Genomic DNA, 11,955 nt, shown 5'->3' on the forward strand with positions numbered 1-11,955 from the left:
TGCTTAAAACTACTATTTTTTCTTAAATATATCTTTATTTTTTGGATTTTGTAAAAAAACAGAAGCCGATTTTTTGGCAAGATCTGCTTGTTTTTCTTTTGGTTTGTGAATAGAAAAATTTACAAGTATTGGACTATTTTCAACCAAAATTTGAACAATACCACCAAGTGGAAAAGAGACCACAGAGGCGAAATTTTCACTACCAAAGCCAGCCTCAAAGCTAAGCTCATCTTGCGTTAGTTTCGTACTCTCAAGCGTATATCCACCAAGTGAGAACATAATGACTGGCATGCTAAAGCTCTTGCTTATCTCATCTGGCAAGCTAGGCTCAAAGCTAACTAGCGGCAAATTTGCCACAACTGAGAAATTTACCCCTTTTTCAAGCAAAAAATCAATGCATTCATAAACGTGCATCTTCATCAAAAGTGCAAATTTCTCATCATCTAAAATTTCATCTAACATTTTATTCCTTTTGAAATTTCTAAAAATTCATCTACTAGCTTTTTAACTTCATTTATGCCTATCTGCCAGAAATTTTTATCATCTATGTCAAAGCCAAATTTACCAACAAGCTCCCTTGGGCTAAGACTGCCGCCAAGACTTAAAAACTCGGTGTAAATTTCTACAAAATTTTTGCATTTGCCGCTTTTATAAAGTCCAAAAAGTGCAAGCACTAGAAGCTGCGCGTAAGAGTAGGCGTAGCAGTAAAACGGCGTGTGGATGAAGTGCGGGATGTAGCTCCACCAAATTTTGTAGTAGTCATTTAGCGTTACACTTTTACCAAACATTTTTTTGCTCTCTTGAAGCCAAATTTTATTTAGATCATCTAGGCTGATCTCGCCCTCATGTGCGTGCACAGCTCGCTCAAATGTGGTGAAATTTATCTGGCGGTAAAGCGTGGCAAATATATCCTCGATCTTGCCGGCAAGCAGTGAAATTTTCTCTTTTTTGCTAAGACCGTCTTTTATGTGATCAAAAACTAACATCTCGCAAAAGACTGAAGCCGTCTCAGCCGTGGTTAGTGGCGTATCTGAGTTTAAGTAGCTTACGTTATATGAGAGCTTTTGATGCACGGCATGGCCAAGCTCGTGAGCAAGTGTGAAAAGGTCTCTTCGTTGATTTGTGTGATTTAGCAAAACATAAGGGTGTGTGTCACTTGAACCTGAGTGAGAAAACGCACCGCCTCGCTTGTTTGGCGCTGGATAAACGTCGATCCAGCCGTCACTAAAGGCACTTTTAGCAATCTCGCCAAATTTGTTTGAGAAATTTGAAAATGCTTTTAAAACTATCTTTTTACAATCATCAAATTTATATTCTCCTTCACTGCTAAGAGGTGCGTATCTGTCGTAGTCATAAAGCCTTTTAAGGCCTAAAATTTCTCTTTTTCGCTCGTAAAATTTACAAACTAGGTCAAAATTTTTCTCAGTTACAGCGATTAGCGAATCGACACTTTTTTTGGTGATTTGATTTTCAAGGTGTCTTGGCTCTTCTGGTAGCTTAAAATTTCTAAGCTCGCAGCTCGTTTTTAGATCAGTTTTTATCATATTATATATGTAGCCAAGAAGGTGCTGGTGCTTACTAAGCTCGTTTGAAAGGCTTTTGGCAGCTAGTTTTCGCACGCTTTGATCGTTATCATGAAGCTTGGCTAAAATTTCCTCTTCGCTTAAAAGCTCGCCTTTAAATTTAAACCTCATCTTGCTCATGCTCTCATCAAAAAGCCTCGAAAATCCCTCAGCTCCGGTGCTTGCAGTGCGAAGTAATACTCTTTCTTCGGCGACGCTTAGCTGGTGCGGTTTTGCTTTGGCAAGATTGCTTAGATAGTAGCCATATTTTTTGGAGCTTTTGATGATCTCTTCTTGTTTTTTAGGGCTAAGCTCATTAAATTTGATCTCAAAAAATATCAAATTTTCATTTGCTTTTGTTGCGATCTCGTCGATCTTTGCATAAAATGCGCCCTTGCTTGTATCTTTAGCAAAATTTAAAAAAGCGTAAGTCATGGTTTTTGAAATTTTAGCTATCAAGCTTTCATATTCGCCAAATGCCTTTAAAAACTCATCTGTTTTTAAATTGTCATATTTTTCTAAATATTTTTCTTTAAATTTTTCACACTCTTTTTGTAAATTTCGAGCGTTTTGTTCGCACTCTTTTTCGTTTGCAAATAGTACTTTTAAATCCCAAACCTGCATAAATTTCCTTTATAATTTTTGGGATATTTTACAAAAAAATGGATAAAAGTAAAATTTCAGCCAAAATTTAGCTGAAATTTTATGAATATTAGTTTGAAGTTTCTGAAGCTACTGCTGTAAAAAGTACATCAGATGAGCTATTTAACGCAGTTTCAACTGAGTCTTGGATAACACCAATGGTAAAGCCAACTGTAACAAACTGCATTGCTATGTCGTTATTTATGCCAAAAAGCCCGCATGCTAGTGGCACTAAAAGTAGCGAGCCACCAGCCACGCCCGAAGCGCCGCATGCACCAAGAGCTGAGATAAAGCAAAGAAGCAGTGCGTCACCAAATGTGACTGTTATAGATGGGATAGAATTTACCGCTGTGAGCGCTAGAATACTGATCGTAACTGCTGCACCACCCATGTTTATAGTAGCTCCTAGTGGGATTGAGATAGAGTATAGCTCTTCTTTTAACCCAAGTTTTTTGCAAAGTGCCATATTTACAGGAATATTTGCAGCTGAACTTCTTGTAAAAAATGCTGAAATAGCACTCTCTTTTAAGCAGATCATGACAAGTGGATAAGGATTTTTTCTAGTTAATATAAAAACCATTGCTGGATAGATGATAAATGCGACAACAAGCATTGCTCCAACAAGAACCAAGATGAGTTTAAGATATCCTGCAAGTACCTCAAATCCAGTTTCATGAATGCTAATAGCTACCATGCCAAAAATGCCAAATGGAGCTAGTCTAATGATAAATTTAACAATATGAGTTACGCCATCACTTATATCTTTAAAGACTTTTTTGGTCTCGGCTGTGGAGTTTCTAAGTGCTATACCACTACCAACTGCCCAAGTGATGATACCTATATAGTTACCATTAGCTAAAGCGTTTATTGGGTTTTCAACCATTTTATAAATAAGATCTTTTAAAACATTGGTAATTCCCTGAGGCGCTGACATATCAGCACTTTGTAGGCCTTTTAAAGAAAGCTCCACTGGGAACAAGAAACTAGCAACAACTGCCACAACGGCTGCTAAAAACGTACCGACAAGATAGAGAGTAATGATCTTTTGCATACCTTTTGCATGGCCAAAATCTTTTATAATAATAGAGGTTGCAACTAGAACAAAAACAAGTATAGGAGCGATGGCTTTTAGCGCGCCTTTAAACAGATCGCCTAAAACTGAAGCTGAAGCCGCTATAGAATCAGCTGAACTGGCTTTTTCTTTGGCTTCGTTTAACTGTTTGACTTCATCTTGACTAAGGCGAGTTTTTATAACTTCGTCTACGCTTAAACTGCTCTCTTTTTGGATCGTCTGAATTTTAGCTGAGACCTCGCTATATGGAGCTGCTTGGTAGTGTGTGTAAAAGCCAATCATGGCACCTAGAATGATACCAACTAAAATTTGAACGATCAAATTTCCATCGGCGTATCTTCTTGCAATGTTTTTAAACATATTCATTTGAAACCTTAATAAATTAATTTTTTGCTGATTTTAGCTAAACAATTTTTAAATATAAAGAAATTTAGATAGATTAATTCGCTTTTTATAAAGATTAGTTACAATTGCACAAAAATTTAGTCAAGAAAAAGGATGAAAATGTATCTATTTACTTCCGAAGTTGTAAGTCCAGGTCATCCAGATAAATGTGCTGATATAATTGCTGATAGCATTGTTGATACCATTTTAACGCAAGATCCAAATGGCCGTGTTGCAAGTGAAGTTTTTGTAGCTGGGAAAAACATAGTAATAGGCGGAGAGATAAACTCAAAAGTAAAACTCTCTTTTAAAGATTACGAAAAGATCGTAAAAGACGCTCTTGCACACATTGGATATGATGGGAAGAGTAATTTTACAAAAGAGCAGTGCTTGCATCCAGATGATATTGAGGTCAAGGTCTGCTTAAATCAACAAAGCCCAGATATAAATCAAGGTGTTGATCAAAGTAGCGGTGAGATCGGGGCAGGGGATCAAGGTATCATGTTTGGCTTTGCAAGCTGCGAAGCGAAAGAATTTATGCCAGCAGCCATAACTTACGCAAGAATGCTTTGCGATAAAGTCTATAAATTTGCAAAAGCAAACCCTGATAAACTTGGTGTTGATATAAAAACGCAAGTTACGATTGACTATGGCAGTAAAGATAATTTTGAAAACTGCAAACCTCAAAGCATCCACACTATCGTCGTCTCTGCACCTTGCACGGAGAGCATGAAGATAGAAGAGCTTCGCGCTTTGATTCAAAATTTAATAGACGAAACTGGCCTTCCAAAAGAGCTATATAATAAAGAAAAAACGATCATCTATATAAACCCAACAGGCAGATATGTAAACCACAGCTCACTTCATGATAGCGGCCTAACAGGCAGAAAGCTCATTGTTGATAGCTTTGGAGGGTATAGCCCGATAGGTGGTGGTGCTCAGTCAAGTAAGGACTACACAAAGGTTGATCGCAGCGGACTTTACGCAGCGCGTTGGATAGCTAAAAATATCGTCGCAGCTGGCCTTGCTAAAAAATGTATCGTTCAGATAAGCTACGCAATCGGCGTTGCAAAGCCAACTTCAGTTAGTGTTGATACCATGGGAACTCACGCAAACAGCATAAATGACGATATGCTTTCAAATTTTGTAAGTGAGCATTTTTCTCTAACTCCTCGCTGGATAACAAACAAATTTGGTCTTGACAAGCCAAGCAAAGAGACCTTTTTATACGCAAAAGTAGCTGCAAAAGGTCAAGTGGGAAATGCAAAATACCCTTGGGAAAAGCTTGATGCGGTTGATACCTTCAAGGCTTTACTAAAAAAATAATCATATCAAAGTGGCTTTATATAAAAGCCACTTTAAATTCTAAGCTCTCTTAGAACTTACTCCAAAATGCTTTTTTAGGTTTTATGATCTCGCTTTTTGAGCCATTTACGCTGTGATAAACGACTTTATTGTATTTTGTGGCAAGGTGTTTTATTAATAGTCTTTGAAGCACAGGTTCGCTACTTGGCGCAAACCAGCCGTTATTTGTGATAGCTACAACCACGTCAAATTTGCCCTTATAAAGCTCCTCTTTTGTCGCCTCATAGCAGATAGCGTTTCTAATTTTAACTCCGTCTATCTCATAGTCGCTAAAATTTTCAGCCTTTTTAAAGTCACTAGCTCCGCCAAAAAATAGCTTATTTACCGCATCTTGCATGAAATTTGGTAGAGGAATTTCTTCCCCAAATGGCACTAAAAATTTCTTATCCATTCGCCTAAGATTACCATCTTGAAACAAAAATGCAGAGTTATAAATTTGCTTATTTTCATAGGCAAGTGCGCCAGCTACGATAGTTATCTTTTTTGAAAGCTCTTTTAGTTCATCAACAAGCAATGGCTCATTTGTCATAAATAGTGGAAACGCGCTCTCTGGCAGTACGATAAGGCGTTTTTGCCCAGCTATGGCGCTACTTATCATGTCTAAATTTTCATTTGTAAATTCCATACGTAAATTCTTATCCCAGCGTACCCTTTGAGCAACATCTGTATTTATTAGCTCCACTTCAAATGGTAGAGTTTTTGCCTCGCTACTTTTAAATTGTAAAGCAGCGATTAGGCAGACAAAAGCTAGGCCAAATTTTAAAAATTTATTATTTAGACTTAAAGAGATGGCTGCCAAAAATATAAATATAAGCCCTCTCGTACTTGGCTCAAAAGGCCCTAAAACAAGCGTTGCTTCAAGATTAAACCAGTTAAAACCAAAAGGGTGAATATAACCTACTAAAAATAATAAAATCGCCCTAAGTGCTACAAAGCTAGGAAATGATGCCACCCAAAACATAAGCCCATAAACAAGAGCTACAAAGAGGATTATAAATGGTATGAGCCAGACGAGATCGTAGTAGATAAAGCTAAAGCTAATCCAGTAAAACCACAAAATTCCAGTGAAAAATCCAGCTGCAAAAAATCCAGCCCTGTTTAAATTTATGATGATGTAAATTCCAGTCAAAGTTAAAAACGGTGAGATGAAATTTAAGAGCGAGTTTTCAAAGAAACTTAAAAAAATGAAATTAGCTAGCAAAAAAGCACCAACAAAGGCTTTTATTATAATTTTAGTGCTAAAATGTCCCTTTAAAAATCTTACAAATAAGGAAATCCATGCAAAACGCAGAATTTTTAACATCACTACTACCCCTTGTTGTGCTTTTCGCTATTTTTTACTTTTTGGTTATTAGACCTCAACAAAAGCAACAAAAAGCCCATGCAGCGATGCTTGCAGCTCTTGATAAAGGCGATAAGATAATAACCAATGGCGGACTTATATGCGAAGTGATTAAGGCCGAAAACGATTTTATCAAAGTTAAACTTAACGATGATGTAATTGTTCGTGTAGCACGTGAGTTTGTAGCTAAAAAGATCGAAGATAAGTAATGCGTAACGCAAGAGTTACATATAGGCTGATTATTTTATTATTGGCCTTAGTTTTTGGTTTTGGCTTTTCTGTGCCATCTTTTTTTCAGACTCAAAGCGGAGCTAAAATTTCGCTAGGACTTGACCTTCAAGGTGGTCTTCATATGCTTCTTGGCGTTGAGACTGACGAGGCTATTCACTCTAAGATCAAGTCAATTGCTGGAAGTATAAATTACTACGCTAAAAAAGAAGATGTGCTCATTAATAAATTTAAGATCAAAGAAGAGAGTATAGATTTTACCCTACTTGATGGTGATGAGGCTCCAAAAGTAGATAAGGCTTTGGCTGAGATAAAAGGTCTTGAGATTAAAAAAGATGGACTAAATTATCATATTACGCTAAGCGAGCAAGAGAAACTCGACACGATCGAGTATGCGATCTCACAAGCCGTTGAGACTATTAGAAACAGGCTTGATCAGTTTGGCTTAGCTGAGCCAACCGTTGCAAGACAAGGCAAAGATAATATCTTAGTCGAACTTCCTGGCATAAAGACCGAAGAGGATGAGCAAAGAGCAAGAGATCTCATCGCAAAAGCTGCTCACTTGCAACTTATGGCAGTTGATGATAAGAGGCAAGATCAGGCAAACACTATGAGTGAGGCTGAGGCAGAAAGCTACGGCGACGTGATCTACAAAGACGCTAAAAACGACCGTGTAAAATATGTCGTTAAAAATATTCCTGTGCTTGATGGCTCGATGCTAACTGATGCAAAAGTCGCATTTTCTCAGCAAAATAACCTACCGATCATAAATTTCACACTAAATTCAGAAGGTGCTAGAATTTTTGGTGATTTTACCGGTGCAAATGTCGGCAAAAGACTTGCTATCGTGCTTGATGGTAAGGTTTATTCAGCTCCAGTTATTAACGAAAGAATAGGTGGCGGTAGCGGCCAGATAAGTGGTGGCTTTACGCTTGATGAGGCTCACGACGTGGCGATCGCTCTTAGAAGCGGTGCACTTTTAGCACCTGTTAAGATGCTAGAAAAAAGAAGTGTTGGCCCATCTTTAGGGCAAGAGAGTATCAATCAAAGCATGATAGCTCTTGCTGCTGGATCGGTTTTGGTTGTGCTATTTATGCTAGTTTACTACGGAATTTCTGGCGTTTTTGCAAATATCGCACTAGTTGCAGACGTCGTTATATTAGTCGCTGTCATGGCGCTTTTTGGAGCGACACTTACTTTGCCAGGTATGGCTGGTATCGTCTTAACGATTGGTATGGCTGTCGATGCAAACGTCATCATAAATGAACGTATACGTGAGCTTTTGCGTAACGGAGCGGCGATAAGAACAGCCGTGCAAAAGGGATATGAGCATGCTATGAGCGCGATTATCGACTCAAACCTAACGACTATCATCACAGTTGTGGTGCTTTACGCATACGGTACTGGGCCAGTTAAGGGCTTTGCGGTAACTATGGCGATAGGCATAATGGCTTCTATGCTAACAGCTATTTTAGGTACTCACGGTATGTTTGACGCGGTCATGGATAAGATAGAAAAAAGCGGAAATACCAGACTTTGGTTTGGTTATAAAAGGAGCTAGAGATGCAAATTTTTTCTAAAGCAAGAGTTTACGATTTTATGCGGTTTAGATTTGCTTCACTGGCACTTTCTATGTTTTTATTTGTTGGCTCTATCGTTTTACTTGCGACAAAGGGGCTAAACTATGGCATCGATTTCTCTGGTGGTACACTAATTCAACTAAGATATGATGCCAAGGCACCACTTGATAAAATTCGTGACGCTTTTAATGTCAACGAAGTCTTGAAAAATGCCTCTGTTACTGAGTTTGGAAATGATGATGAGGTGGTTATTAGATTTTCAGGCTCAAGCTCAAATTTAACCGGCGACATCGGTGCTGAGATAAAGCAAATTTTAAAAGACACTGGAAATTTTGAAGTAAGACGCGTTGATATAGTTGGTCCAAAGGTTGGCGATGAGCTTAGACAAAAGGGTTTAATGGCTCTTGGAATTTCTCTAATTGGTGTGTTAATTTACATCACATTTAGATTTGAGTGGCGTTTTGCGCTAGCTGCAATCGCAACTGAAATTCACGATATCATCATAACCGTTGGTGCTATTTCGTTATTTGATATAGATGTAAATTTAGATACTTTAGCAGCTGTTTTAACAGTGCTTGGCTACTCGCTAAATGATACTATCATCATTTTTGATAGGATTAGAGAAGGCATCAAAGAGAGCAAGAGGACTGATATTGAAGGCGTTATAAATGAGTCAGTATCAGCTACGCTTTCAAGGACTATTCTAACTTCTGCAACTACGATGATGACGGTTCTTGTGCTATTTTTATTTGGTGGAGATATGATACATGGATTTTCATTTATCCTTATCGTTGGTATTATCATAGGAACGATCAGCTCGATCTACATCTCTTCGCCGTTTCTTATCTGGTTTAAATTTAGCATTGAGCATTTTAGAGCCAGAGAGACCGAGAAGCAAAGGATCAGAAAAGAGCGCGAAAAAGAGCGCGCTATGTTTGAAAAAGGTGTTGTGTAAGGAGGGATAATGAACTGGGGAAAGGTTATCTACATATTTTTTGCGCTGATGAGTCTTACGACCACGGCGGAGTTTTTATATGATAAAAACGAGATTGCCCTTTTTGTGGCAGCTAGTATAAATTTAGTTTCTACGCTACTTAAGATCGGCGTTAAAAATTTACTTTCAGCTGAGCTTTTTGCAAGCTCGCTGGTTGCTGACTTGCACCTTATACCAGCCTTTGTTATATTGCAAGTCTCTGAAAATATGACCCTTAGCTACTCGCTAGCCATTGGTGCGGTCATTGCAAATATATTTTCACTAGCCTTGGTTTTAATAGAGTCAAGTAAATCACAAGAAGAATTTTAGGAGAAAAAATGGCTGAGAAGATAAAATATGAGCCTTTAAAGATAGAAAAAAAATGGCAAGAAATGTGGGACAAAAATGAAGAATTTGAGCCAAAAGACGACCTAAGCTTGCCAAAAAAATATATCCTAAGTATGTTTCCATACCCAAGCGGTCGCATACATATGGGGCATGTGAGAAACTACTCTATCGGCGATGCACTGGCTAGGTCATATAGAAAAAGCGGCTACAACGTGCTTCATCCTATCGGCTTTGATAGCTTTGGTATGCCAGCTGAAAACGCAGCCATAAAACATAAAATTCACCCTAAAATTTGGACTTATGAAAATATCGATTATATGAAAAAAGAGTTAGCAAGCCTTGGCTTTTCGTTTTCTAAAAAGAGAATTTTAGCCACATCTGACCCACTTTACACAAAGTGGGAGCAAAGCTTTTTTATAAAGATGTTTGAGAAAGGACTTGTTTATAGAAAAAGTGCCGTAGTAAACTGGTGCGAGTACGATCAAACCGTGCTTGCAAACGAGCAAGTAGAGGACGGCAAATGTTGGAGATGCGGCAACGAAGTAGTGCAAAAAGAGCTTCCAGGATATTACTTTAACATCACAAAATACGCTAGCGAGCTACTAGATGATCTAAAAACGCTTGAAGGTAAATGGCCAAATCAAGTCATCACAATGCAAGAAAACTGGATCGGTAGAAGCTACGGCTTGGAGTTTAAATTTAGCCTTGATGAGGCATCAAAAGAGACTTTGGGTGATAAATTTGATGGCTTTGAAGTATTTACAACAAGGCCTGATACGATTTACGGCGTTAGCTACACAGCCCTTGCGCCAGAGCATCCTATCGTAAAAGCACTACTTGAAAACGCCAAATTTGATGAAAATAAAAAGGCAAAGATAAAAGCCATACTTAATCAAAGCCCAAGAGAGCGTCAAGCGAGCGAAAAAGATGGAGAGTTTTTAGGAATTTATGTCGTTCATCCGCTCACAAATGAAAAGATCCCAGTTTGGGTTGCAAATTTCATCCTAGCTGACTACGGCAGTGGCGCTATCATGGCTGTTCCTGCGCACGATCAAAGAGACTTCGAGTTTGCAACTAAATTTAATCTACCTATAAAACCAGTCGTAAAGCCACTTGAAGGTGAGAGTGACGGCTCTAAGGCGTATTCGGAGTATGGAATTTCTATAAATTCTGAGCTGATTAATGGTCTTGGCTCAGAGGAAGCTAAAAGCTTTATAATAGAAAAATTTGAAAAAGATGGGTTAGGTAAAAGGATCACAAACTACAAACTAAGAGACTGGGGAATTTCTCGCCAAAGATACTGGGGTGCGCCAATACCAGTCGTGCACTGCAAATGCTGCGGCGTAGTGCCTGAAAAAGAGGAAAATTTGCCTATTGCGCTACCAGAAGATGTTGAAATCACAGGCGAGGGCAACCCACTTGACAAACACCCAACTTGGAAATTTAAAAAGTGTCCAAAATGCGGCAAAGACGCGATCAGAGAGACTGATACGATGGATACATTTGTGGAGAGTAGCTGGTATTTTGCTAGATTTGCAAGTGATGAGAAGACGTGGGAACAAAAAGCGCTTGATGAAAAGAGTGTAAACTACTGGATGAATGTAGATCAATACATCGGCGGCATAGAACATGCGATCTTGCACCTTTTATACGCTAGATTTTTCCAAAAGGTCTTAAGAGATCTAGGCCATCTAAGAGACGATGAACCATTTGAAAATTTGCTAACTCAAGGCATGGTTTTAAAAGATGGCAAAAAGATGAGTAAAAGTAAGGGCAATGTTGTAGATCCTGACGATATCATCAATAAATATGGCGCCGATACGGCAAGACTGTTTATTCTATTTGCTGCTCCTCCTCAAAAAGAGCTTGAGTGGAATGACAGTGCAGTTGAAGGTGCGTTTAGGTTTTTAAATAGGCTTTGGGAAAAAGCGCAAACTATCAAAAAGATGGATAAAATCCCAGCCATAAATCACGAAAATTTAAACAAAGATGAGAAATTTGCAAGGCTAAAAATTTATGAAGCGCTTAAAAAATCAACCGAGGTTTTTGGCGATACATTTGCTTTTAACACATTGATAGCTGCGTGCATGGAGGCACTAAATGCCATAAATGCTCAGGATAACGAAGATGTAAATGCTGAAGGCTTTTTCATTATCTTAAATTTACTTGAGCCTATCGTTCCACATATCGCAAATGAGCTCAGCGAAGAGCTATTTGGCCGCAAAAATTTTACAAAGCTTGAGATGAGAGAAGAGGTCTTCGTAAAAGATAGCATAAGCCTGGCTATAACGGTAAATGGTAAGAAAAGAGCCGAGTTTGAAGTGGCGGCTAGCGAGAGCGAGAGTGAAATTTTAAACGTAGCTAAACAAAACGTGGCTAAATGGCTCGAGAGTAAGGAAATTTTAAAAGAGATTTATATAAAAGGCAAATTAGTAAATTTTGTCATTAAAGGATAAATT

The 11,955-nt window shown here is 38.3% G+C and carries 10 protein-coding genes; 6 read left to right on the forward strand and 4 right to left on the reverse strand.

Features of this window, described 5'->3' with window-relative positions; translation table 11 throughout:
• Positions 1-12: 12 nt before the first annotated feature.
• From ACTTKV_RS06065 to sstT, 3 genes are all read right to left on the reverse strand, one after another.
• A complete protein-coding gene (locus tag ACTTKV_RS06065; protein WP_442549718.1) occupies positions 13-462 on the reverse strand; it encodes a hypothetical protein in 450 nt (149 codons plus the stop codon).
• The gene (locus tag ACTTKV_RS06070; RefSeq protein WP_442549719.1) at positions 456-2,186 is read right to left on the reverse strand and encodes a M3 family oligoendopeptidase; all 1,731 of its coding nucleotides are present in this window, start codon (positions 2,184-2,186) and stop codon (positions 456-458) included. Before ACTTKV_RS06070 ends, ACTTKV_RS06065 begins: the two co-directional genes overlap by 7 nt.
• An 88-nt stretch (positions 2,187-2,274) precedes the next feature.
• Positions 2,275-3,642 carry a serine/threonine transporter SstT gene (gene sstT / locus ACTTKV_RS06075; RefSeq protein WP_442549720.1) on the reverse strand — a complete coding sequence of 456 codons (1,368 nt, stop codon included), beginning with the start codon at positions 3,640-3,642 and terminating at the stop codon, positions 2,275-2,277.
• 138 nt (positions 3,643-3,780) lie between these two features.
• Here sstT and metK point away from each other — a divergent pair, with 138 nt between their 5' ends.
• Positions 3,781-4,986: a methionine adenosyltransferase gene (metK, locus tag ACTTKV_RS06080; protein ID WP_442549721.1), complete on the forward strand. Its 1,206-nt coding sequence runs from the start codon at positions 3,781-3,783 to the stop codon at positions 4,984-4,986.
• 49 nt (positions 4,987-5,035) lie between these two features.
• Here metK and ACTTKV_RS06085 read toward each other — a convergent pair whose 3' ends face one another.
• Positions 5,036-6,328, reverse strand: a complete 1,293-nt coding sequence (locus tag ACTTKV_RS06085; protein ID WP_442549722.1) for an apolipoprotein N-acyltransferase — start codon at positions 6,326-6,328, stop codon at positions 5,036-5,038.
• Here ACTTKV_RS06085 and yajC point away from each other — a divergent pair.
• From yajC to leuS, 5 genes are read left to right on the forward strand one after another with little or no spacing between them, the layout of a single operon-like run.
• On the forward strand, positions 6,304-6,576 hold the full coding sequence (gene yajC, locus ACTTKV_RS06090) for a preprotein translocase subunit YajC (protein WP_442549723.1): 273 nt from the start codon (positions 6,304-6,306) through the stop codon (positions 6,574-6,576). The two genes, ACTTKV_RS06085 and yajC, sit on opposite strands and share 25 nt — an antisense overlap.
• Entirely contained in the window at positions 6,576-8,156 is a 1,581-nt protein-coding gene (gene secD, locus ACTTKV_RS06095; protein WP_442549724.1) for a protein translocase subunit SecD, read from the forward strand. The genes yajC and secD overlap by 1 nt, the downstream gene beginning before the upstream one ends.
• A gap of 2 nt (positions 8,157-8,158) precedes the next feature.
• On the forward strand, positions 8,159-9,130 hold the full coding sequence (secF, locus tag ACTTKV_RS06100) for a protein translocase subunit SecF (protein WP_442549725.1): 972 nt from the start codon (positions 8,159-8,161) through the stop codon (positions 9,128-9,130).
• Positions 9,131-9,139: 9 nt separating this feature from the next.
• On the forward strand, positions 9,140-9,478 hold the full coding sequence (locus ACTTKV_RS06105) for a DUF6394 family protein (protein ID WP_103582613.1): 339 nt from the start codon (positions 9,140-9,142) through the stop codon (positions 9,476-9,478).
• An 8-nt stretch (positions 9,479-9,486) separates the two neighbouring features.
• Positions 9,487-11,952 (forward strand): leucine--tRNA ligase, encoded by a 2,466-nt coding sequence (gene leuS / locus ACTTKV_RS06110; protein WP_442549726.1) that lies wholly within the window; start codon positions 9,487-9,489, stop codon positions 11,950-11,952.
• The last annotated feature ends 3 nt before the right edge of the window (positions 11,953-11,955 follow it).

Origin of the sequence: Campylobacter sp. (genome assembly GCF_052169515.1) — a bacterium.
In the GTDB taxonomy this organism is placed as follows: Bacteria; Campylobacterota; Campylobacteria; order Campylobacterales; family Campylobacteraceae; genus Campylobacter_A.